This is a genomic window from Solwaraspora sp. WMMD792 (assembly GCF_029626105.1).
In the GTDB taxonomy this organism is placed as follows: domain Bacteria; phylum Actinomycetota; class Actinomycetes; order Mycobacteriales; family Micromonosporaceae; genus Micromonospora_E.
Genome location: NZ_JARUBH010000009.1, coordinates 2,676,686 through 2,699,977, shown reverse-complemented (window position 1 = coordinate 2,699,977; position 23,292 = coordinate 2,676,686). Strand labels below are relative to the sequence as shown.

The window sequence follows — 23,292 nt, the reverse complement described above, 5'->3', positions numbered from 1 at the left end:
AGGAAGGGAGCCACCATGCCGGTGAGCGAAGTGCACCATGTGGCCGTGACCGTCTCCGACGTCGACCGGGCTGCGGACTTCTACGAGAAGGCGCTGGGCTACCGTCGGACCCTGCGGGCCGACGTCGCCGGCCCCGGCATCGAGGTGTCGCTGGGCCTGCCCGCCGGCACCGCCGGCCGGGTCCAGTACCTGCAGGGACCGAGCCAGATCGGCCAGTTGGAACTGATCGAGTGGAACGGCACCGCGACCCGGACGGCGACCGGTGGACATCTGGAACTGGGTACCTTCCTGCTCAGCTTCGCGGTGCCGCTGGCGGAGATGGACGAGCTGTACGCCCGGCTGGTCGAGCTCGGCGCGCAGTGCCTGAGCCCGCCGAACCAGGTTCTGCTGGACAACTACGGGCCGATCACCGCTTTCGCGGCCCGTGACCTCGACGGCAACCTGCTGGAGTTCGTGGCGCTGCCGTCCCGGGAGGAGATCCTGGCCCGGCGGCGGGAAGGCGGCAGCTGATGGCGACCAGCAACTTCACCGAAACGCTGCGCCGGCAGGCGCTGCGCCGCGCCGACCGGGAGGCGCTGGTCGACGGAGAGTCCCGCTGGACCTACGCCGAACTGGACGCCGACGTCGACCGGCACGCGGCGGCGCTGCGCGCCGTCGGCATCGGCGTCGGCGACCTGGTCGGGGTGCTCGGGCGCAACACCGCCACGTACGTCATCGAACTGCTGGCGCTGAGCCGCCTCGGTGCCATCTCCGTTCCGCTCAACTGGCGGCTGCACCCCAACGAGCAGGCGTACGTCATCGACCAGGCCGGCGTCACCGCCCTGATCTACGACGACGACTTCGCTGCGGACGCCGCCACCCTGGCGACCACGACCGGCCTGCGGATCACGGTGGCCAACGGCACCCGGGTCGTCGCCGACGCCCGTCGACTGGCCGATCTGCTCGCCGCGCAGCCGCCGGGGGTGCGGGTGCCGGACGCGGAGAAGACCTCGGCCGACATACACCGGCTGCTCTACACCTCCGGCACCACCGCACGCCCGAAGGGCGTCATCCACACCTGCGGCAACCTCACCGCCAACCACCTGGCGCAGGTGCTCGAACTGGAGCTCACCGCAGCCGACCGGATCCTCGTCTCGGCTCCGTTGTTCCACGTCAGCGGGCTGGAGGCGCCGGGCCTGGCGACGTTCGTGGCGGGCGCGACGATGGTGCTGACCCCGACGTTCAAGGCCGCGGACATCGCCCGGACCGTGGCCCGGGAGCGGATCACCGGCATGGTCCTGGCGGCACAGATCCTCTTCGGGCTGCTCGACCGCGACGACCAGTCGGACCTCGGGTCGCTGCGCTACCTGCTCTTCGCCGGGGTCGCGCCCAGCGTGCGGCGCGAGGTGAAACGCCGGCTGCCGCACGTACGGCTGGTGGACACCTTCGGCATGACCGAGCTGTGCAACGGCGTCTGCTACCTGGACGCCGCCCACGAACAGAGCAAGCTCGGCGCGCTCGGCGCGCCGTTCCCCGGGGTGCACATCCGGATCGTCGACGAACACTTCCAGCCGGTGCCGCCCGGCGTGGCGGGGGAGATCATCATCCGGGGCGAGAAGATCTCACCCGGCTACTGGAACGACGACGAGGCCAACCGGCGCACCCGTCGGGACGGTTGGTTCCTGACCGGCGACGTCGGGCGGATCGACGCCGACGGCTACCTGTGGTTCGTCGACCGCCGCGCCGACCTGATCAAGTCCGGTGGGGAGAACATCGCCAGCGCCGAGATCGAACGGGTCATCGCGAAGCATCCCGACGTCAGCGAGGTCGCCGTCATCGGGGTGCCGGACCCGACCTGGGACGAGGTCCCGAAGGCGTACGTGATCCTGCGCGCCGGCGCGACCGCCACCGCAGAGGGGATCCGCGAGCACTGCCGGGCCGAACTGGCCCGGTACAAGGTGCCGAAGTACGTGCAGATCGTGACGTCGCTGCCGCGCAACGACTCCGGCAAGGTGCTCAAGAAGCAGCTGCGCGAGACGGCGGTGGCCGGATGAGTACGGCGAACGTCGCCGCGATGCTGGCCGGTAACGCCCGGAGGTTCGCCGACGCCGACGCGTTGGTCTTCGAGGGCCGGCGGTGGACCCACCGCCAGCTCGCCGCCGACGTCGAGGCCCTGGCCGCTGGTCTGGCCGCCGAGGGAGTCCGCCGCGACGCCCGGGTGGCGATCATCGCCAACAACGTGCCCGAGTTCCTGCTGCTGTCGCTGGCGTTGTCGAAGCTCGGCGCGGTCTTCGTGCCACTGAACTACCGGCTCACCGCCGGCGAACTGGCCAAGCTGCTGCGGCACGCGCGGGTCCAGGCGGTCGCGACGGTCCCGGAGTTCGCCGCGCTGACCGACGCCGCGCTGACCGACGCCGCGCTGACCGACGCCGCGCTGACCGACGCCGCGCTGACCGAGGCCGGCGCCGGCCCGACGGCCGACGTACGCCGGTTCGCGCTGGAACCGATCGACGACGACGGCTGGGTCGACGTGCGCGCGCTGATCGGGAGCCACCGGGGTGCCCAAGTCGCCGACGTCGATCTCGACGAGGCGGCCCTGCACCGGATCGTCTACACCTCCGGCACGACCGGGCTGCCCAAGGGCGTGCTGCTCACCCACGGCAACGTGAACATGAACATGCACGCCCAGATCGTCGAGCTCGGGCTGCGGCCGAGCGACCGGATCCTGAACTTCGCACCGCTGTACCACGTCGGCGGCACCGATCTGCCAGGCTTCGGCATCTGGCATGTCGGCGGCACGATGGTGCTGCACCGGCGGTTCGAGCCGGCGGCGGTACTGCGGGCGATCGAGACCGAGCGGATCACCGGCATGGTGATGGCGGCGACGATGCTGGACATGGTCCGCCGTGCGGCCGACGTCGTCGTCGCCGATCTGACCTCGGTGCGGTGGGTCATCTATTCGCAGGTCACGTCGGCGTTGTTCGCCGTGGCGCGGGAGCTCTTTCCGGACGCCCGGCTGATCGAGGGTTACGGTCTCACCGAGACGTGCAGCGCCCTGACGTACCTGGACGAGGCGCACATGCGGTCCAAGCAGGGGTCGGTCGGCCTGCCCGTGCCGTGGGTCCAGGTACGGGTCGTCGACGCGGACGGCAACGACGTGCTGGTCGGTGACGACGGCGAGGTGATCGCGCGGGGCCCAAAGGTGAGCCCCGGCTACCTCGACGATCCGCAGGCGACCCGGGCGGCCTGGCGCGACGGCTGGTTCCACACCGGCGACATCGGTCGCTTCGACGCCGACGGCTACCTGTACATCCGCGACCGACTCAAGGACATGATCCGCAGCGGTGGGGAGAACATGTCCAGTGCCGAGATCGAGAACGTACTGGCCGACCACCCGCTGGTGCTGGCCGCGTCGGTGGTGGCGGCGCCGCATCCGGTGTGGCTGGAGGTCCCGGTGGCGTTCGTGATCGGCCGACCCGGCCTGGAACCCGAGTCGCTGATCGCCCACGCCCGGCAGCGTCTCGGCGGCTTCAAGGTGCCGAAGGAAATCTACGTAGTGGACGAGTTCCCGACGAATCCGTCCGGCAAGGTGCTGAAGCGGAGCCTGCGGGAGCTGCGGTCGTCGGCGCGCCCGGACTGGACCTACGACCGGCCGCGACGCGACTGACGACTACCGGTGGACGCCGCCGTGTGCCGCAGCAGGGCCTGGGCATGGACGAGGGAGAACCGTTGGGTACCCCGGCCGAGTTCGTCCCATGGCTTACGCCACCGCATCCGCCGGGCGACGTCCCAGGCGGTGGTTTGCCCGTCGGTCCCGGCCAGTGCGCTGACGGTGGCGACCTCGTCACGGTGGAAGGCAGCCAGCTCGTCGGCGCGGGCCGCGACGTCGCGGTACGGGAACTGGTGGGCCGGGCAGGCGATCGTCGCGCCGAGGTCGCGGACGCGCTGCAGCGTCCGGAACAGGTCCGCCGCCGGGTCGTCGTCGGCGCGGCTGACGATCGCGAGCTGGGTGGGGCCCTCGGGCATCATCGTGTCGCCGGTGAAGACCGAGCCGCGGGTGTCGAAGTAGACGGTGTGCCCGTAGGTGTGCCCCGGGGCTGGCACGGCGCGAATGGTCACGTCGCCGAACCGGAACTCGGTCTCGTCGGCCACGGCCAGGTCGATCCGCAGGTCCTCGTGGTGCGCGGTGACCGCGACCGCGTCGGCGTACATCGCCTCGACGACGTCGGGCGGGGCGCCGGTCGTGGTGAGGGCGGTCCGCAGCTGGGTGAGGAAGCCGCCCCTGCCCCGGTGCATGGTGGCGAAGTCGTCGGCCTGCCCCATGACCACCGAGGCACCGGACAGCGCCCGGACCCGGGCGGCGAAGCCGATGTGGTCCGGGTGGTTGTGGGTGAGCAGGACGGTGGAGATCGTCTCGATCCGGTGGCCGATCGCGGCGACCGATTCGGTGAACGACTGCCAGCAGCTCGGGTGGTCGTAGCCGGCGTCGATCAGAACGGCACCGTCACCGATGTCGACCAGGAAGACGGTGACGTAGCGCAGTGCGCTGCCGCGCAGCGGGATCGGGATCGCCCAGACGCCGTCGGTGACCTCGGTCGGAGCCGGTATCTGCCGGGCGTGATAGCTGGCGGCATGCGTGTCGTTCACGGGTCTGGACATCGTCAGACGCCTCCCTTACTGTGGAAACAACAACATACCGGATGGTCGGAATTTAACTCAAGGAGTCCGATGAGCGACGAGCGGACCGGCTTCCGGCTCTGGGCAGCCGCCGAGCCGGACCTGTGCGCGATCGTGACTGCCGACGATCGGCAGATCTCCTACGGCGAGCTGTACGCCGAGGTGAACCGGATCTCGCACGGCCTGCGCACCCGCGCGGGCCTGCGTGCCGGTGACACGGTCGCGGCGGTGATGACCAACAGTGCCGGCATGGTCGCGCTCTACCTGGCCGCGATGCAGTCAGGGCTCTACCTGGTGACGCTCAACTACCACCTGACCGAGCCGGAGATCGCCTACATCCTCGCCGACAGCGGCGCCAAGGTGGTCGTCTGTTCCGGGCGGGTGGAGTCGGTCGTCGCAGCCGCGGCCGCCGTCGGCGTGCCCGGGATCCAGATGTACGTCGACGGAGTCCCCACCACCGATCGCGTTCGTCCGTTGTCGCAGCTCACCGACGGTATGTCGACGGTCAGCCCGGAGCAGACCCCGGCCGGGTCGCTGATGATGTACACCTCGGGCACCACCGGCCGCCCGAAGGGGGTGAAACGGCCCCTGGCCGGAGTCGACGCCGACACCGGTGCGTCGACCTACCGGTGGTTGTTCCAGGAGTTCGGGATGGAACGTCCCGCGTTCGGGTCCTGGCTCGTCTCGGCCCCGCTGTACCACTCGGCGAACATCACCCCCGCGATGGGCGCCCTGCACGCCGGCGGCACGATGGTGCTGATGGACGGCTGGACGCCGGAGGGTTTCCTGCGTCGGGTCCACGAGCGGCGGGTCACCGGGACCAGCATGGTGCCGACCCACTTCTACCGGCTGCTGCAACTGCCCCAGGGCGTTCGCGACAGCTACGACATCTCCTCGCTGCGCTACGTCCTGCACGGTGCCGCGCCGTGCCCGCGCGAGGTCAAGCAGCGCATCCTCGACTGGTTCGGCCCGGTGGTCTACGAGTACTACGGCTCGACCGAGGTCGGCACCACCATCGCCCGCCCGCACGAGTGGCTCGCCCACCCGGGCACGGTCGGTCGTCCGGCCTCCATCTCGACGCTGCGGATCCTCGACGAGCTCGGCAACGAGGTGCCGGTCGGGCAGACCGGCATCGTCTACATGCGTCAGGGCTCCGACCGGGTCGAGTACCACAACGACCCCGGCAAGACCGACGGCGCCCGCCGCGACGGGCTGATGACCGTCTGGGACGTCGGCCACGTCGACGCCGACGGCTTCCTCTACATCACCGGCCGGGCGGCCGAACTGATCCTGGTCGGCGGGGTCAACGTCTACCCGGCCGAGATCGAGGCCGCGTTGCTCGGCCACGACTGGATCGCCGACGCCGGGGTCGTCGGCGTACCCGATCCTGAGTTCGGCGAGGTGCCGCAGGCCCACGTCGTGCTGACCGAGAGCGCGCCCGACGCCGAGACGGCGCTCGCGCAGATCCGCACCTACCTCGCCGAACGGCTGGCCAAGCCGAAACGTCCGCATTCGTACGTCGTCCGCGCGGCGTTGCCCCGCGACCCCAACGGCAAGCTCTACAAGGCGCGGCTCACCCGTGCCCCGGAGGTGTCGGCGTGACCACGACGTGTGAGGTGTCCGACGACAGGGGAGCCCGGCGTGGACTTCGATGACAGCGACAGCGACCTCGCGTTCCGGCGCGAGGCCGGCAGTTGGCTCGACCAGGCGCTGCGCGACGTGCCCGATCAGGAGGAGCTGTCCCAGAGCGAGCGTGAGCACTGGTCACGGGTCTGGCAGGAGCGACTCTGCGCCGGCAACTGGGCCGGGTTGTCCTGGCCGGTCGAGCACGGCGGTCGGGGAATGGACTCGTTGGCGCAGGCGATCTTCAACGAGGAGGCGGCGGTCCGGGGCGCGCCGTACCCGCTCAACGGTGTCGGCATGATGCTGGCCGGTCCGACGATCATCGCGCACGGCGGCGACGAGCAGCAGGCCCGGTACCTGCCGGGCATCCTGCGCGGCGAGGAGTACTGGTGCCAGGGCTTCAGTGAGCCCGGCTCCGGCTCCGACCTGGCGAGTCTGCGTACCGCCGCGACCCGGGTCGACGGCGGCTGGCTGATCAACGGCACCAAGATCTGGACCTCCAACGCGCACAACGCCTCCCGGTGTCTGCTGCTGGCGCGGACCGACCCCGAGGAGCCCCGGCACCGGGGCATCACCTACTTCCTGGCCCCGATGGACCGGTTCACCGTCCGACCACTGGTGATGATCAACGGGGACACCGAGTTCAACGAGATGTTCCTCGACGACGTGTTCGTCCCCGATTCCGACGTGCTCGGCGGGGTCGGCAACGGCTGGAAGGTCGCGCTCACCACGCTCGCCTTCGAACGCGGCAGCATGGCGCTGAACCTGTGGGTGTGGGCCCGACAGGCGGTGGACCGGGTCGTCGATCTGGCGATAGCGCGGGGACTGGCTGACGACAGCGCCGTCGTCGACACGATCGGTGCGTTGCAGTGCGACGCCGAGGCGGTCCGGATCGGGTCGATGCGGATGCTGGCGGAGAGCCGCGCCGGTGGCGTCCCCGGCCCGGAGACGTCGGCGCTGAAGAGTCTGTGGGCCGGCGTGGTGCAGCACGCGAACCGGCTCGCGGTGCAGCTCGACGACGCCGGCGGAGTGCTTCTCGACGGTGCCGGCGCCGCCGCCCGGATGCACCGCTACCTGCGTGCCCGCGCCCACACGATCGAGGGCGGCACGGAGGAAGTCCAGAAGTCGATTCTCGCGGAGCGGGTGCTGAACCTGCCCCGTTCACGTTGAGCGGAGTGGCCGCGTGCACGCGACATTCACCCAGGAACAGCAGGAGATCGGCGGGACCGTCGCGGCCCTCGCCAAGGCGCAGGCCGGCGCGGCGCGGGCCGCGCTGTCAGCCGGTTGGCGGCCCTGCGCCGCCGACGGGCCGCTGCTGCGCGACTTCGGCCTGCTCGGCGTGCCGGAGTCGGCCGGCGGTGTCGGGTCGGCTCTGATCGACCTGCTCGTCGCCGTCGAGGTGCTCGGTGAGCAGCTGGTCCCGACTCGGTTCGCGGCCCACGCGGGCGCCGTACAGCTGCTCTGCGGCGACGACCGACGGTCGGTGCCGCTGCCCGACGAGATTCTCGACGGCCGGCGAGTGCTCACCCCGGCGGTCGACGTGCCGTCCATGGCCGGTTGGCCGGACCGGTCGGTGCCGGATCCGCTGGTGCGGACCCTGGTGCCGTACGCCGCTCAGGCGGACGGGTTCGTCGTCGCCGGTCCCGACGAGGTCTGGATCGCCGACGCTGCCGCACTCGCCGAGCGGGCCGGGGTCACCGAGCGGGCCGGGGTCACCGAGCGGGCCGGGGTCACCGAGCGGCGGTCGTTCGACCCGTCGGTGCCGCTGTCGGACGTGTCGCTGTCCACACCGCAGCGGGTCGACCCGGTCGGCACCGGGTTGTGGCGGGCGACGCTGGTGGTCGCCGCCGAGTTGTGCGGTGTCGCGCAGGGCGCGATCGAGTTGGCCGCCGAGCAGGCCCGTACCCGGGTGCAGTTCGGCAGGGTGATCGGGTCGTTCCAGGGGGTCGCGTTCCAGTTGGCCGAGGCCGCCACCGCGCGCAAGGCGGCGTGGGACCTGACGCTCTACGCCGCCTGGGCGGTCGACAACCGCCGCCCGGACGCCGGGATCCAGGTGCACGCGGCGAAGGCGGCGGCGGGCAAGGCCGCGGTCTTCGCCGCTGAGCGGGGGATCCAGGTGCACGGCGGGATGGGCATCACCATGGAAGCGGATCCGCATCTGTTCCTACGTCGGGCGTTGGTGCTCGACGCCCGGCTCGGCCGTGGCCGGTGGCACCGGCACCGGGCCGGCGCGCTACGGATCGAGGCGCGCCTGGCAGGTCCGGGACACCCTACGGACTAAGGCGCTGACCTGCGCAGACCTTGCAGTGCCAGTAACGCAGCGGTAACATACCGGCTGGTCGGAATAAACGAGGAGTGGTCGTGAAGTTCGGAATCATGAACCTGTTCCCGGTGGCCGACGGGGCATCGGACCATCAGGTGCTACGAGAGACTCTCGACGAGATCCAGCTGGCCGACGAACTCGGCTTCGACTCGATCTGGCTGGCCGAGCACCACTTCTCGAAGTACGGCATCCTCGGCAGCCCGGTCAACTTCGGCATGGCCGTCGCCGAGCGGACCAGGCGGATCACGATCGGCACCGCCGTGCTGGTGCTTCCACTGCATCACCCGCTGCGGCTGGCCGAGGACATCGCGGCGCTCGACGTGCTCAGCGGTGGTCGGGTGACCATCGGGGTCGGCCGCGGCTACCAGCCGGCCGAGTTCGCCGGCTTCGGGATCGCTCTGGCCGAGTCGAAGCAGCGCTACCAGGAGACCCTGGACGTGCTGCGGTTGGCGCTGACCCAGGAAAAGTTCTCCTACCACGGCGAGATCTACCACTTCGACGACGTCACGACCTACCCCCGGCCGTTCACCCCCGGTGGTCCGCCGATCCTGCAGGGCACGGTCTCCCCGGACAGCTTCCGGGAGCGCGGCGCGGTCGGCGAGCCGATCATCACCTCACCGAACTTCACGCCGTTGGGCATCATGCAGAAGAACTTCAGCCTCTACCGGCAGAGCATGCAGGCCAACGGGTTCGACATCGCCGCCTACGAACTGCCCTTCATGCAACAGGTGTGGTGCGGCGACGGCGAGGACGGCCTGCGCGAGGCCGCCCGGGCCGCGATGAACTACTACAAGTCCGTCGGGAAGGTGATCCCGGGTTCGGAGGAGGCGATCGAGCAGGAGCGGTCCTACTACGCGGCGGTCGCCAAGAACATCGAACTGCTGACCCTGGAGCAGACCCTGACCCACGGTGGCAACTTCGGCTCCGCGCAGCGCGTCATCGAGACCATCGAGATGCTGCGTGAGCAGCTCGGCATCAACCACTACATCGGTTGGCTGCGGATCCCGTCGCTCGACCGGCGGAGCGCGCTGAAGTCAATGGAGGAGTTCGCCACCAAGGTGATCCCGCACTTCCGCGCGGCGGACCAGGCGGGCGGCCGGACCGACGGCCACGACCGGGCCGATGACGTCTTGACGACCTCCGCCAGCCAGGCGGTCATCGGATGAGGGTCAGCTGTTTCCTCAGTGCCCAGTTCGATCCGTCGACCAGCGCCTCCGACGGTATCGACCAGGTACTGGACCAGGCCGCCGCCGCCGAGGCGGCCGGCTTCCACGCCGTCTACCTCGGCCACCACTTCCTCGCCAAGTCGGCGTTCGTCCAACCGGTGCCGCTGGCCGGCTACCTCGCCCGGGCGACCACCCAGGTACGCATCGGCTTCGGGGTGCTGCTCGCACCGCTGCTGAACCCGGTCGCGCTCGCCGAGGACCTCGCCTCCCTCGACGTGCTCTGCCGGGGACGGTTGACCGTGGGCATCGGCGCCGGCTACCGCAAGCGGGAGACCGCCGCGTTCGGCGTGGAGTGGACCGACCGGCTGCGCCGACTACGCGAGTACGTCCCGATCCTGCGGTCGCTGTGGAACGGCGAGACGATCGACATCGCCGGCAGCTGGGGCGAGGTCCCCGGCGCGTCGCTGGCGCTGCGGCCGGTGCAGCCCGGCGGTCCTCCGCTGTGGATCGGCGCGTTCGCCGAGCCGGCGGTCCGCCGCGCCGCTCGACTGGATGCGCCGTGGCTCATCGGCCCCAAGGGCACTGACGCGGAGCTCGCCCGACTGCTCGGCGTCTACCGGGGCGAACTCGCTGACCGCGGTTTTTCTCTCGACCGTGAGTATCCGATGAGCCGGGAGGCGTTCATCGGCGACAGCTACCCCGCCGCGGTCAAGGCCGTCCGACCGCACCTGCAGCGTCAGTACGCCGGTTACCGGTCCTGGGACGACGCCCAGTCCCTGGACATCGACCGGTACCTGGCGCAGGACTGCCTGGTCGGCTCGGCGGACGAGATCGTCGACAAGCTGCGGCGCTGGGAGACCGAACTCGGCATCACCGAGGTCTCGCTGCGGCACCAGTTCGTCGGCGCCAGCCAGGCCGAGGCGATGGAGCAGCTCGCCCGCTTCGGCGCGGAGGTCGTCCCCCGACTCGCCGCGTCACGACCCGCGTCGCCGCCCGCGTCGCCGCCCGCGTCGCCATCCGTGCCGGAGGCCGCCCGATGAGCACCGACCATGTGAGCACGCCGTCCGACGCCGACAATCTGGCCCGCGTGCTGGAACGCCGCCGCGCCGACCGCGGCGATGTCGTCGGCCTGTACGGCGAGGACGGCCGGTCGTGGACGTTCGACGAAATCGACCTGCTCGCCGGTGGGGTGGCAGTCGCCCTGCGGGACGAAGGCGTGGGCGCCGGCGACCGGGTCGCCTGCTACCTGACCAACGGCCCGGACATCGTCTTCTTCCTCTTCGGCTGCTGGAAGATCGGCGCGGTCCCGGTCACCGTCAGCAGTCTGTACAACGCGGCCGAACTCGCCGAGTCGCTGGCCAAGACCAGCCCCCGGCTGCTGCTCGTCGACGGGCGCAGCCCGGACGTGATCGCCGAACTCGCCAGCACCGGCACCGGGGTCCCGATCCGCCGCGTCGCGCAGCCGCCCGCCGCGCCCGGTGGCGTCGGGGAGCCGTCCTGCGCGCCCAGCGGCGTCGGGGAACCGGACCTCGAGCCACTGCCGTGGCGTCGGCAGGTCCGGCTGCCGGCGGTCGACGTCGACCCGCAGGCCGAGGCCTGCGTGCTGTTCACCGGCGGGACGACCGGCCGGCCGAAGGCGGTCAGCGTCACCCACGGCGGGACCCGTGACTCGCTGATGCGGCTGGCCCGCGTCGCCACCGGCACCGACGCCGAAGGCACCGCCACGGCGGCGGCCAAACCGAACCTCATCGCCCTGCCGCTGTTCCACAGCGGCGGTCAGCACTCGCTGCTGTTCGCGTTCTTCGTCGGGCGTCCGGCGGTGGTCTGGGAGAGGTTCGGCGTCGACCGGCTCGCCGACCTGATGGACCGGTTCCGGTTCGACAATTTCTTCTTCCTGCCCACCATGGTCTACGACATCGTGCACGCCGAACGGGACCTGCCGTTCGACGGGGTCAAGTCCGTCCTGGTGGCCGGCCAGGCCATCTCGTGGTCGCTGCGCCGCGCCTTCGAGGAGCGGTACCGGGTGCCGATCCTGGTCAACTACGGATCGACCGAGGCCGGGCACATCGCCGGCTGGACCGGCCGGGACATGAAGGCCGGCCGCTGGAAGCCCGGCTCCGCCGGGCGGGTCTACCCGGGGGTGGAGTTGGAGATCCGGGACGAGACCGGTGCCGCACTGCCGGGCGGCCGGCAGGGCGAGGTGGTGGTCCGCTCCAAGCTGACCAGGGGCTACGTCGACGACGACGCCGCCTCCCGCGAGCTGGTCCGGGACGGGTGGGTGCACACCGGTGACATCGGCTACGTCGACGACGACGGGGTGCTGTTCCTGGTCGGCCGGAAACGGGACATGATCAAATGCGGTGGTTTCCAGGTCTGGCCCGAGGAGATCGAGGACGAGCTGCGCAAGCATCCGCTGGTCAGCGACGTGCGCGTGCTCGGGCGGCCGGACGACCGGCTCGGCGAGATTCCGGTCGCGCTCGTGGTGCGCAGGCCGGACGACGCGGTGACCGACGGCGAACTCTCCCAGCGCCTCGTCGCGTACGCCCGGGACCGGCTCGCCCACTTCAAGACGCCCCGACGGATCGAGTTCGTCGCCGCGCTGGAACGCAGCGCCACCGGCAAGATCAGCCGAGCCACGCCGGCCACGACGCCGGCAGGTGCGACGCAGGCAGGTGCGTCCGGATGAAGTTCGGCATCATGGCCTCGCACCAGTATCCGCACGGCGACGACCTCGGCGCGCACCTGGCCGACCTGTTCGGCACCGTCGAACTCGCCGCTGAACTGGGCTACGACTCGGTCTGGACGATCAACCACTTCCAGTCGAACCTGGCCACCCCGCAACCGATCTCCATGCTGGCCAGCCTCATTCCGCGCTCCGGCGACATGCTGCTGGGCACCGGCATTCTGCTGCTGCCGATGTTCCACCCCGTACACATCGCGGAGGAGTTCGCGACCCTCGACCACCTCTCCGGCGGACGGGTGGTCCTCGGCGTCGGTGCCGGCTACCGGGACAATGAGCTCGCCGCCTTCGGGATCGACCCGCAGAGCCGGTTCCGGCGCTTCGACGAGAGCATCCGGCTGATCCGCGCGCTGTGGACCGGACGACCGGTCACCCAGGACGGCGAGTTCTACCCGCAGACCGCCGCGACCATCGGCGTCGCGCCGCTGACCCCGGGCGGTCCACCGATCTGGATCGGCGCCGGCGGCCGGAAGGCGGTCCGCCGGGCCGCCCGTCTCGGCGACGCCTGGTACGCGCCGGGCAACTCACCGAGCCGGCGGTTCCTGCCCGAGCATCGGGCCGTCTACGAGGAGGCGCTGGCCGAGTACGGCCGGGACCCGACGACGGTGCAGCGCCCGGTCGGGGTCGAGCTGTACTGCGCGCCGAGCACCGAGCAGGCCGTCGCCGAGGCGCTGCCGCACGCCCGGCGGGAGTACGCCACCTACGCCGAGTACCCGGCGCTGCGCTGGCAGCGGGACCGCTTCGACGAACTGGTCCGAAACACGCTGCTGCTGGGCTCGCCGGAACTGCTCATCGAACGGATCTCCGTGCTGCGGGAGCTGGGGTTCGACCACGTCATCTTCCGCCCCGGGTGGCTCGGCATGCCGACCGGGAAACTGCGCGCCTCGCTGCGGCTGTTCGCCGCCGAGGTGTTCCCCGCCTTCCGTACCAGCTGACCTAAGGAACCCGCCGTGAAGAAGACCGAAGCCGAACTTCTGGAACACCAGTGGGACGTCGAGAACATGGAGGTCGACCCCGAGGTCCTGGCGAAGTACGTCCGGTACGACGTCGACGAGCAGCGGTCGGTGGCCACCATCACCTTCGACCGTCCCGAGCGGCTCAACGCCATTCCGGTGGCCGCCTTCGAACGCGTCGGTGACCTGGTCCGCCAGGCCGAGACCGACGACCGGGTCAAGGTCATTGTCTTCACCGGCGAAGGCGAACACTTCGGTACCGGCGCGGACGCCGCCGAACTCGGCCACTACATCGGCTACCGGACCGGCACCGACAAGGCGGCGCGGCGGCGGCCGGCGCAGCGGCAACGCATCCTGCCCGACCGAAACGTGCTGAGTTCCGGCTTCACCCGCCCGATCATCGAGTCGCTCAAGGCGACCATCTGCCAGGTGCAGGGGTACTGCTACGGCGGCCACTTCCAGATCGCGCTGTCGGCCGACATCGTCATCGCCAGCCCTGACGCCCGGTTCACCCATCCGGCGTTCCGTTACCTCGGTCCCGCCCCACAGGACATGTACCACTGGATCGAAAAGGTCGGCCTGACCACGATGAAGGACGTCATGCTGACCATGCGGGCCATCGGCGCCGAGGAGGGCGAACGCAAGGGCCTGGTCACCAAGGTCGTCGAGCGTGACGAACTGCAGCGGTGGGTCGACGACTACGCCGACGCGATCGCGGTCATGCCGCTGGACTCGCTGATGATGGGCAAGTCGATGATGCAACTGGTGATGGAGGCCCGGGGCAAGGGCCTCGGTGCGATGACCGGCTGGGTCGGGCACGGCTGGGCGACCAACGTGAGCTTCGACGAAGGGGACTGGAACTTCCTCAAGGAACGCCGGGAAAAGGGCGTCGGCCAGGCGCTGGCCGACCGGGACCGGCTGGTCGCACCGTACTTCCGGCTCAGCGACACCCGGTCGCGTGAGAAGTAGGCGCAACCGTGAAGTTCGGCATCCTCCTGGATCACCAGTACGACCTCGGCGACGACCTGCAGCGGCGGATCGGTGAGACGGTCGAGTACGTCCAGCACATCCGCGACCTGGGCTACGACTCGGTGTTCGGTATCCACCACTACCTGTCGTCGCTTGCCACACCCCAGCCGATGCCGCTGCTGAGCCGGCTCGTCGAGCACTCCGGCAGCATGCAGATCGGCACCGGCATCCTCATCCTGCCCCTCGGACATCCGGTGCACTGGGCGGAGGAGATCGCCACCATCGACCAGATGTCCGGTGGTCGGTTCGTCCTGGGCATCGGCTCCGGCTACCGCGACGCCGAGTTCGCCTCGTTCGGCATCGACCGGCGTACCCGGGTGTCGCGGATGAACGAGGCGCTGGCGGTGATGCAGCGGTTGTGGACCGGTGAGCCCGTCCACCACGAGGGGCGGCACTTCACCCTCGACGGGGTGCGGTGCAGCGTACTACCGCGGCAACGGCCGCACCCGCCGATCTGGGTCGGTGCCAACGGCCCGACCGGCATCGCCCGGATCGCCCGTCAGGGACTGCCGTGGCTCGCCCCGTCCAACGTGCGGCGCAACTGGGCGATCGGAAACCTGACCGAGTACCGGGAACAGCGCCGGGCGGCTGGGTTCGACGACGAGGACGCCGTGTTTCCGATCCACCGGGACCTGTGCGTCGCGGACTCCGCCGACGCCGCGCACGCGATCGCCGGCGACGCGGTCCGGCGGTCCTACGGCGAGTACGTCCAGTACGGCATGGACTACTTCGAGTCCCAGTGGGAGGCGATCAAGGAGAAGGCGCTCTTCTTCGGCTCTCCCGACGACATCGCCGCGAAGATCTCCGACTTCGCCGCCGCCGGCTTCAACCACTTCGTCTTCCGTGCCCAGTGGCTCGGGTTGCCGATCGAGCGGTCCGTCGAGATTGTCGAACGGTTCGCCCACGAGGTGATGCCGAGGTTCCGGCGATGAGGATCGGCCACGTTGTCGTTCCGGCCGGGGACCTGGCCGCCCAGGTCGACTTCTACACCCGGCTCGGACTGACGGTGCGGTTCCGCGACGGTGACCGGTACGTCGCGCTCACCGACGGGACGGTGACCATCGGCCTGGCCGACGGATCGCAGCAGCCCGTCGCCGGCCGCACCCTGCTCAGCGTCGAGGTCGACGACCTGGACAGCTGCCTCGCCGAGCTGGCTGCGGCCGGCGCGTCGGTCGGGGATCCCGTGCCGGGCCCGCATGAGCGGCGGTCGGTGGTTGTCGACCCGGGCGGCGTCCCGGTCGTCGTCTACGAACGACGGGCCTGACCGGCGAGGCGATGCCGGCGGGTGCAATCTGGTGAGGTGAACGCCGAGGAACCCGCCGACGACCTTCGAATCCCCCGCGCACAGGCCGGCTCGAGCCCACAGCATCTGCTGGCGACCCTGCTCGGTGAGTATCTCGACTCATCGGACGCCGATCTGCCGTCGGCGGCGGTCATTGCCATTCTGGCCGAGTTCGGGGTCAGCGAGTCCAGCGCCCGTGCGGCGTTGTCCCGGCTGGTCAAGCGGGGACTCATCGCGACCCGGGGGACCGGGCGGCCACCGGTCTACCATCTCACGCCCGCCGCGATCGCCCGGCACCGTTCGCGGATGCGGCACTTCCTGAGCTTCGGCGCCCGTCCGCCCCAGTGGTCCGGCCAGTGGCTGATGGTGTCCTTCTCGATTCCGAGCTCCGGCCAGGCGTCGCGGCACGCGGTACGCAGGGCGTTGAGCGCGCTGCGTTTCGTGGGCCTGTACGACAGCGTCTGGATCCGGCCGGGATCCGACGCCGAGCCGGTGAAGCGGGCACTGAGCGAACTGCTGCGCCAGGTGACCGGTGCCCGGTGGTCGGTCATGCATGTCCGGTTCGACGAGGAGGCGGGGCCGCACGGCCCGGCCGGCGCGTACGACCTGGCCGGGCTGGCCGCCGCGTACTCGAGCTTCATCGCGCGGTTCGCGCCGCTGCGCACCGCCGTGCGCAACGGGCAGGTGGATGCGGTCAGTGCCCTGGTGGCCCGGACCTCCGCCATGGACTCCTGGCGGAGGTTCCCCGACACCGATCCGGATCTGCCCGCGCATCTGCTGCCGGATCCCTGGCCCCGGCAGCAGGCCAGGGAGATCTTCCTGGACATCCACTCGGCGCTCGGTTCGCTCGCGCAGGCCCGGCTCGTCGAGGTGGTGACGCCGTACTGGCCGGATGCCGCCTCGTGGATCACCCACTTCCAGGCATCGAGGGACTCCGACCGGGCGATCCATTGACACATTTCGTTGCCAGGGTGATAGTAACTGCACAGCTTGCATCGGAATGCTGTGGGACGCGGCCGGGCGGTCCACGCGCCTGTCGCGACACCCGCAGGAGGGGCAATGCGAAGTAGACCGAAGATCGCCGCTGTCCTGGCGACCGTCATCGTCCCGGTCGCCGCCGTGACCGTCGCGCTCGGCGCGACACCGGCCGGTGCCGCGGTCGGCGGCTCCGGCCCCTACCCCGCCGACTACGAAACCGCGGCCAGCCTGGCAAACCACACCATCTTCCGACCCCAGAACCTCCCGGCCGAGCGCCTTCCGATCCTCGTCTGGGGCAACGGCGGCTGCTCGGCCAACGGCCTCTCGCAGGGCAACTTCCTCCGCGAGATCGCCTCCCACGGCTTCCTCGCCATCGCCAACGGCGCCCCGAACGGGTCCGGCTCCACCACCTCCCAGATGCTCACCCAGTCCATCGACTGGGCCGTCGCGGAGAACTCCCGGCCGGGCAGCAAGTACTACGGCAAGCTCGACACGACAAAGGTCGCCGTGGCGGGCTTCTCCTGTGGCGGATTGGAGGCCTACGCCGTCTCCAACGACCCGCGCGTCACCACCACCGGCATCTTCAGCAGCGGTCTGCTGAACGACGCCGACGACTACCAGCTCAGGAGACTGACCAAGCCGATCGCCTACTTCATCGGCGGGCCCAGCGACATCGCGTACCCGAACGCCATCGACGACTGGGGCAAGCTGCCGGCCGGGTTGCCCGCCTTCATGGGCAACCTCAACGTCGGGCACGGCGGCACCTACGACCAGCCCAACGGCGGCGAGTTCGGTCGGGTAGCGGTGCTCTACCTCAAGTGGCGGCTCAAGGGCGACACCACCGCCGGCGCCAACTTCGTCGGTGCCGACTGCGGCCTGTGCCGCAGCCAGTGGAGCGTCCAGCAGAAGAACCTGACGCTCGACGGCGACCCGCCACCCACCACTCCGCCGCCGACCGTGGCGCCCACCACTGCGCCGCCGACGGTGCCGCCGACCACCCCGCCGCCCACCGGCGCCCCCGCCTGCACCGCCGCCTACACGGTGCAGGACCAGTGGAACAGTGGCTTCGTCGCGACCGTCACCGTGACCGCCGCAAGCACCCCGCTCACCGGCTGGCGGGTCACCCTCAACCTGCCGAGCGGAGCGTCGGTCAGTTCGATGTGGAACGGCGTCGCCAGTGGCACCAGCGGCACCGTTACCGTCACCAACCAGAGCTACAACGGCCGGCTGGCCGCCGGCCAGAGCACCAGTTTCGGATTCCAGGGCAGCGGAAACGGCAGCGGCGCCACCGTCACCTGCGCCGGGACCTGATTCCACCACCATTGACGGATCAACCGCTCGGCGGGCCGGCACTCAGGTGCCGGCCCGCCTGAGCCTGCGCCGGTTGGCTTGTCTCACGCCGACATGTCTACTGAGGAGGTGGGAGCCGAACCGGGTAGGGTCGCGGCCATGTACGCGGTGGTCGCCCGCGAAGTCGTCGACCGGTCACGGCGGCCGCCAGCACCGGAGCGGAGCCACAGATGTGCGGGATGCCGACGTCCTCAGTGCCACTGATGCGAAACTGACGGCCTGCAGGGGGTAGTAACAGCACAGGTAGTCGGCCACCAGGCACCGAGCAGCGGCAGATGCGGCCACCGGAGACCGGTCACCAGGACGCCGGCGAGCCGGGGGACGATGAGCATCGCCCACGCTCCGTGCTGAGGTGGGACGTGCCGCCGCCCGAGGCATCGGGTGGACCCGCTACCGGAATGCGGGCCAGTGCTCCGGCCTTCAGGCCGGGGGTGAAGGCCCGCGCTGGGAGGGCCGCCAGGGTCCGAGCAGTGCTCTAACCTGGCCGGTTTCCTGCTCGATGTACTGCGTCACGATGCTTGGTGGTGCGCCGCCGACGGAGCCGGCGAAGTACGAGCCCGACCAGAGCTTGTTGGCCCGGTGGTAGTGGCGTGCGAGGTCGGGGAACTCCTGCCGCGGGCGGCGCGACGGGACGCCCTTGAGTGAGTTGACCAGGCGGGCCACGGCGACTTTGGGTGGGTGGTCGACCAGCAGGTGGACATGGTTGTGGCCGCCGTTGAACTCGACCAGTTCGGCCTCGAAGTCCGTGCATACGTCCCGCATGATCTGTTCCATGCGGGTCAGGTGCCGGTCGGCGAACACCGTGTGCCGGAACTTCGTCACGAAAACCAAGTGAACATGCATCGCGAAGACACGGTGCCTGCCGGTACGGACGTCTTCGACTTCTGCCATAGACCAATATGATATTGTGTGGTTCGTGCAGCTCCGGTACCAGTTCCGGGTCTATCCGACACCCGGCCAGCAGATCGCGCTGGCCCGGGCGTTCGGATGCGCCCGGGTGGTGTTCAACGACGGGCTGCGTGCACGGCAGACCGCCTACGAGCAGGGCCTGCCGTACGTGTCGGACGCCGAGTTGTCGAAGCGGGTCATCACGCGGGCCAAGGCGACTCCGGAGCGGGCGTGGCTGGGTGAGGTGTCGGCGGTGGTGTTGCAGCAGGCCCTCGCGGACCTGAACACCGCGTACCGCAACTTCTTCGCCTCGATCACCGGCAGACGCAAGGGCCGCATGGTGGCCCCGCCGAGGTTCCGGTCCCGTAAGGACAACCGGCAGGCCATCCGTTTCACCCGTAACTCCCGGTTCACGGTGCTGGACAACGGTCGTCTGCGGCTGCCGAGGATCGGCGATCTCACGGTCCGTTGGTCCCGGATGTTGCCGTCGGACCCGTCGTCCGTGACGGTCATCCGGGACGCGGCCGGGCGGTATTTTGCCTCGTTCGTCGTGCGGGCCACGGGCGAGCCGCTGCCCGAGGTGGACGCCGAGGTGGGGATCGATCTGGGGCTGACGCATTTCGCGGTCATGTCGGACGGCACGAAGGTGGCCGCGCCCAGGTTCCTGCGCCGCGCGGCCCGCAGGCTCAAGCGGCTGCAGCAGGCCCTGTCGCGTAAACAGCGGGGCAGCAGCCGCCGTGGGAAGGCTGTCGTGGAGGTCGCCAGGGCGCACGCCCGGGTGGCCGACACCCGGCGGGACTGGCAGCACAAGCTGTCCACGGCGATCATCCGTGAGAATCAAGCGGTGTACGTCGAGGACCTGTGTGTCGTCGGTCTCGGCCGGACCCGGCTGGCGAAGTCGGTGCACGACGCCGGATGGTCGTCGTTCGTCGGCATGCTGGAGTACAAGGCGGCGAGGTCCGGACGCACGTTCGCCCGGGTGGACCGGTGGCTCCCGTCCACCCGGATGTGCTCGGACTGCGGCCGGATCAACGACAGGATGGCGTTGAACGTGCGGTCGTGGGTCTGTCCGTGTGGCAGTCACCACGATCGGGACGTCAACGCGGCGATCAACATCAAGGCCGCCGGGCAGGCGGACTTCAACGACCGTGGAGCGCGGGTAGGACCGGGACCCGTCCCGGCACCGCGCGGTGAAACGGTAACCCACCAGAACACCGCGCGTGTCACGCGCGGCGTGGCTGGAATCGCCGCCGTTTAGGGCGGCGAGGATGTCAACTCCGCAGCCCGTACCAGCGGCCGGACGGCAAGGTCGGCTTCCGCTGTCCCGCTGAACCGGTCGACGAGTACCTCCGCAAGGGCGGCGTCGTACAGGACACCGTCGGGAGCCGCTGTCTGTGCAACGGTCTCGTCGCTTCGGTGGGCCTGGCACAGCGACGACCCGACGGCTACCGCGAACCCCCGCTACTCACTCTCGGGCAGGATCTGGCGTTCCTGCCGGCACTGATCGGTACCGGCGATGACTACAGCGCCGCCGATGTCGTGAGCTAGGTGCTCGGCACGTCATTGACATCCTCGCCGCCCTAAGGCTAAACGGCGGCGATTCCAGCCACGCTGCGCGTGACACGCGCAGTGTTTCGGTGGGTTACCGTTTCACCGCGGCGCGCCACTGCGCATCGTGCAGCAGTACATCGAGCAGCAGAACCGGCCGGCCTAGGGTACTGCTTCTGCCTTGGCGGCCCTGCCAGCGCGGGCCTTCACCCCCGGCCTGACGGCCGGAGCACTGGCCCGCATTCTGGTAGCCACGCCCGTCGCTGCCGGTGCCCGCCGCTACGCCGTGTCGGCGCGGGGCCGGGCTCCGGCGACGAACCTGTCCAGCGCCGGTCCGTGCAGCACACCGCCGGGTACCGGGTCGCGCAGCGCCCGTACCACCAGGCGCGCCACCGGCAGGCGGTCCGGCGCCCGTGCCGCGGCGAGTACCACGTTGCCGTACCGTCGGCCGCGCAGCATCCGTCGGTCGGCGACGGCACAGACGTCGGCGAAGACCGCCCGCAGGGTGGCCACCTGCATCCGGGTGCCGGCCAGCGGTGGCAGGTCGGTGACGTTGACCAGGTAGATGCCGTCCGGTCGCAGTACCCGGGCGACCTCGGCGGCGAACCCGACGGTGGCGACATGCGGCGGCATCCGGGCCGCCTGGTAGATGTCGGCGAGCACCAGATCGTACGCGTCGGTGGGCGCGGCGGTGACCGCCTCCCGCGCGTCGGCGACCATGACCTCGACGCCGGCCGGCCGGGGCGGCAGCTCCCGCGCCACCAGCGCGACCACTTCGGGATCCCGCTCGACGACGGTCTGCGCCGAGCCGGGCCGGGTGGCGGCGACGTAGCGGGGCAGCGTCAGCGCACCGCCGCCGAGGTGCAGCACGTCCAGCGGAGCACCGGCAGGCGCGGCGAGATCGGCCCCGGCGGCCATCCGGCGCACGTACTCGAAGCGCAGGTACGCGGGATCGGCGACATCCACGTACGACTGCTCGACGCCGTCGGCGAGCAGCATGCGCCCGGTCGACCTGGCCGGGTCGACGGCCAGGTCGAGCCGGTCGCGGGATGTTCGCATGACCAGCAGACTAGCGATCCTCAGACGGGCGTACGCGACCACTGCTGGTTGGTGCCGGTGTGGCACGACCACTGCATGAGGACGACGCCGTCTGCGGTCGACGCAGCCGGCACGTCCACACATTTTCCGCTGTGCCGCGCCCGCAGCTGGAAGTAGCTGCCGTTGGTGACCATCTGGAACTGCTGGTTGGCGCCGGTGCCGCAGGTGTACTGGATGAGCTCGGCCCCGTCGGCGGTCGACGCGCTCACCACGTCGAGGCACTTTCCGCTGTGCCGGCTGATCAGGCGCCAGTAGCCGCTGCCGGCATCCTGGAACTGCCACTGCTGCCATGCGTTGCCGTTGTACGCGTACTGGCCGACCCGGGCACCGTTGTCGGTGTTCGGCTGCTGGACGTCCATGGCCTTGCCGCTGTGCCGCGCAGTGACCCGGTAGAACGTCCCCGTCGGCGGCGTCGAGGGGTCGTCGCTGACGGTGTCGCCCCAGCCGTAGCGGATCCGGTCGGCGCCGGACGGGTTGCGGACGGTCAGGTTCAGGCTGGTGCCGCTGCCGCTGAGTGCGAACATCGAGTACCAGTCGTACCCGATGTTGCCGGTCTTGCCGCCGAGGGCCGGCCAGTAGGTGCCGCCCATCTGGTTGTCGCGCATGACCTGGGCCATGGCGCGGATGTGGCGGACGAAGTTGTCGGTGCTGTTCGGGTTGGCGTAGTTGCGACCGTCGTTCATGGGCGCGCCGAACTCGGTGGCGACCGCCCGGGAGGCGCAGTTGCCGAGGCGGGTCTGAATGTGGCTGCGGAAGGCGTCGTAGGACATCTCACCGTAGAAGAAGGCGTAGTGGTGGAAGGAGAACAGCGTCGAGTTGAAGCGGCTGTCGTTGCACACGTCCCGCAGGTCCTGGCTGAGGCCGGTGCCGCCGATCAGCACCCGACCGGGCGCCGCCGAGTAGTGGTAGCTGAGCCAGTTGGCCGCGACGTCGCGCCACTGCGCCGAGCTGTAGCCGTGCGGCTCGTTCATCGGCTCGAAGTAGACGTTGGGGTTCGATCCGTAGGTGTTGGTGACCGTCGACCACATCGCGTTCCACGCGGCGAGGTTCGTGATCCGGCCGCCGGAGGCGGCACCGTCCTCCCAGTAGGCGAGGATGACCTTGAACCCGCGTTCGGTGGCGGCGTCGATGGCCCCTCGGTAGGCCTCCCACCAGGCCGTCCCGACCGTGTGGGTGTTGATCGGCAGCCGGACGGTGTTGACGCCCATGGTGGCAGCCATGTCGTCGTAGATGGCGTTGGCCTTCGCCCGCACCGTCGCGTTGCTGTCGGATGAGTTGAGTCCGTGCACGACGAGCGGACCGGTGCTGAAGTTGTCACCCAGCACGGCCCAGTTCATGCCGCGGAACTGGCTGGTGGCGGCGGTGGCTGGCGACGATGTGACGACTGCGGTGCCGACCATCGCCGTCACCGCGGCCACCAGGGTGATCGACAATCGACGCAACGACCGGGTTCCGGACGATGATTCTGACAAGATCTGGCCTCCCTGGGAACGGACATCGGGCCGGACGGCTACCGCCGGCCCGCTGTCTCTCCGGTGGATTGACTATGTTCGCGTTAACACCGCGCGGGGCAGATCAGGCGCGTCGGGCCGGCAGGGAGCCGCGTTTGCGGTACGTTACGTGCGTGTTTCGGACAAGTGTTAGCGAGCGCATCTGGA

Annotated in this window: 21 protein-coding genes and 1 pseudogene; 17 read left to right on the top strand and 5 right to left on the bottom strand. The window is 70.1% G+C overall.

Features of this window, described 5'->3' with window-relative positions; translation table 11 throughout:
• Positions 1-15 precede the first annotated feature (15 nt).
• From O7629_RS13420 to O7629_RS13410, 3 genes are read left to right on the top strand one after another with little or no spacing between them, the layout of a single operon-like run.
• On the top strand, positions 16-510 hold the full coding sequence (locus O7629_RS13420; RefSeq protein ID WP_278169501.1) for a VOC family protein: 495 nt from the start codon (positions 16-18) through the stop codon (positions 508-510).
• Positions 510-2,033, top strand: coding sequence for an AMP-binding protein (locus tag O7629_RS13415; RefSeq protein WP_278169500.1), 1,524 nt, complete (start codon positions 510-512; stop codon positions 2,031-2,033). Before O7629_RS13420 ends, O7629_RS13415 begins: the two co-directional genes overlap by 1 nt.
• Positions 2,030-3,646, top strand: coding sequence for an AMP-binding protein (locus O7629_RS13410; protein WP_278169499.1), 1,617 nt, complete (start codon positions 2,030-2,032; stop codon positions 3,644-3,646). The genes O7629_RS13415 and O7629_RS13410 overlap by 4 nt, the downstream gene beginning before the upstream one ends.
• On the opposite strand, the gene O7629_RS13405 is transcribed toward O7629_RS13410, so the two are convergent.
• Positions 3,622-4,638, bottom strand: a complete 1,017-nt coding sequence (locus O7629_RS13405; protein ID WP_278169498.1) for an MBL fold metallo-hydrolase — start codon at positions 4,636-4,638, stop codon at positions 3,622-3,624. The genes O7629_RS13410 and O7629_RS13405 overlap by 25 nt on opposite strands.
• Positions 4,639-4,707: 69 nt before the next feature.
• On the opposite strand from O7629_RS13405, the gene O7629_RS13400 reads away from it, so the two are divergent.
• The 12 genes from O7629_RS13400 to O7629_RS13345 all read left to right on the top strand — a co-directional run bounded on the left by O7629_RS13400 (position 4,708) and on the right by O7629_RS13345 (position 18,061).
• On the top strand, positions 4,708-6,258 hold the full coding sequence (locus tag O7629_RS13400; RefSeq protein WP_278169497.1) for an AMP-binding protein: 1,551 nt from the start codon (positions 4,708-4,710) through the stop codon (positions 6,256-6,258).
• Between the two features lie 39 nt (positions 6,259-6,297).
• Positions 6,298-7,449, top strand: coding sequence for an acyl-CoA dehydrogenase family protein (locus O7629_RS13395; protein WP_278169496.1), 1,152 nt, complete (start codon positions 6,298-6,300; stop codon positions 7,447-7,449).
• Positions 7,450-7,462: 13 nt separating this feature from the next.
• Positions 7,463-8,560 carry an acyl-CoA dehydrogenase family protein gene (locus O7629_RS13390; protein ID WP_278169495.1) on the top strand — a complete coding sequence of 366 codons (1,098 nt, stop codon included), beginning with the start codon at positions 7,463-7,465 and terminating at the stop codon, positions 8,558-8,560.
• Between the two features lie 80 nt (positions 8,561-8,640).
• Entirely contained in the window at positions 8,641-9,768 is a 1,128-nt protein-coding gene (locus O7629_RS13385; protein ID WP_278169494.1) for an LLM class flavin-dependent oxidoreductase, read from the top strand.
• Positions 9,765-10,808, top strand: coding sequence for an LLM class flavin-dependent oxidoreductase (locus tag O7629_RS13380; protein ID WP_278169493.1), 1,044 nt, complete (start codon positions 9,765-9,767; stop codon positions 10,806-10,808). Before O7629_RS13385 ends, O7629_RS13380 begins: the two co-directional genes overlap by 4 nt.
• Positions 10,805-12,454, top strand: coding sequence for a class I adenylate-forming enzyme family protein (locus tag O7629_RS13375; protein WP_278169492.1), 1,650 nt, complete (start codon positions 10,805-10,807; stop codon positions 12,452-12,454). Before O7629_RS13380 ends, O7629_RS13375 begins: the two co-directional genes overlap by 4 nt.
• A complete protein-coding gene (locus O7629_RS13370; protein ID WP_278169491.1) occupies positions 12,451-13,443 on the top strand; it encodes an LLM class flavin-dependent oxidoreductase in 993 nt (330 codons plus the stop codon). Before O7629_RS13375 ends, O7629_RS13370 begins: the two co-directional genes overlap by 4 nt.
• A gap of 15 nt (positions 13,444-13,458) precedes the next feature.
• A complete protein-coding gene (locus tag O7629_RS13365) occupies positions 13,459-14,430 on the top strand; it encodes an enoyl-CoA hydratase/isomerase family protein (protein ID WP_278169490.1) in 972 nt (323 codons plus the stop codon).
• A gap of 8 nt (positions 14,431-14,438) precedes the next feature.
• Positions 14,439-15,422 carry an LLM class flavin-dependent oxidoreductase gene (locus O7629_RS13360; RefSeq protein ID WP_278169489.1) on the top strand — a complete coding sequence of 328 codons (984 nt, stop codon included), beginning with the start codon at positions 14,439-14,441 and terminating at the stop codon, positions 15,420-15,422.
• Positions 15,419-15,754: a VOC family protein gene (locus O7629_RS13355; RefSeq protein WP_278169488.1), complete on the top strand. Its 336-nt coding sequence runs from the start codon at positions 15,419-15,421 to the stop codon at positions 15,752-15,754. Before O7629_RS13360 ends, O7629_RS13355 begins: the two co-directional genes overlap by 4 nt.
• Positions 15,755-15,790: 36 nt before the next feature.
• The gene (locus tag O7629_RS13350) at positions 15,791-16,726 is read left to right on the top strand and encodes a PaaX family transcriptional regulator C-terminal domain-containing protein (RefSeq protein WP_278169487.1); all 936 of its coding nucleotides are present in this window, start codon (positions 15,791-15,793) and stop codon (positions 16,724-16,726) included.
• Between the two features lie 105 nt (positions 16,727-16,831).
• Positions 16,832-18,061, top strand: coding sequence for a cellulose binding domain-containing protein (locus tag O7629_RS13345; protein ID WP_278169486.1), 1,230 nt, complete (start codon positions 16,832-16,834; stop codon positions 18,059-18,061).
• Between the two features lie 252 nt (positions 18,062-18,313).
• Here O7629_RS13345 and O7629_RS13340 read toward each other — a convergent pair.
• A pseudogene (locus O7629_RS13340) lies at positions 18,314-18,474 on the bottom strand (YwiC-like family protein); the annotation flags it as partial.
• A gap of 46 nt (positions 18,475-18,520) precedes the next feature.
• Positions 18,521-18,991, bottom strand: a complete 471-nt coding sequence (gene tnpA / locus O7629_RS13335) for an IS200/IS605 family transposase (RefSeq protein ID WP_278169484.1) — start codon at positions 18,989-18,991, stop codon at positions 18,521-18,523.
• A gap of 25 nt (positions 18,992-19,016) precedes the next feature.
• Between tnpA and O7629_RS13330 the strand changes: the two genes are divergently transcribed.
• Together O7629_RS13330 and O7629_RS13325 are read left to right on the top strand one after the other, a co-directional pair.
• A complete protein-coding gene (locus O7629_RS13330; protein WP_278169483.1) occupies positions 19,017-20,246 on the top strand; it encodes a transposase in 1,230 nt (409 codons plus the stop codon).
• A gap of 158 nt (positions 20,247-20,404) precedes the next feature.
• On the top strand, positions 20,405-20,536 hold the full coding sequence (locus tag O7629_RS13325; RefSeq protein WP_278169482.1) for a hypothetical protein: 132 nt from the start codon (positions 20,405-20,407) through the stop codon (positions 20,534-20,536).
• A 279-nt stretch (positions 20,537-20,815) separates the two neighbouring features.
• On the opposite strand, the gene O7629_RS13320 is transcribed toward O7629_RS13325, so the two are convergent.
• Both O7629_RS13320 and O7629_RS13315 read right to left on the bottom strand, forming a co-directional pair.
• The gene (locus tag O7629_RS13320; RefSeq protein WP_278169481.1) at positions 20,816-21,595 is read right to left on the bottom strand and encodes a fused MFS/spermidine synthase; all 780 of its coding nucleotides are present in this window, start codon (positions 21,593-21,595) and stop codon (positions 20,816-20,818) included.
• 20 nt (positions 21,596-21,615) lie between these two features.
• The gene (locus O7629_RS13315; protein WP_278169480.1) at positions 21,616-23,106 is read right to left on the bottom strand and encodes an RICIN domain-containing protein; all 1,491 of its coding nucleotides are present in this window, start codon (positions 23,104-23,106) and stop codon (positions 21,616-21,618) included.
• Positions 23,107-23,292: the final 186 nt, after the last annotated feature.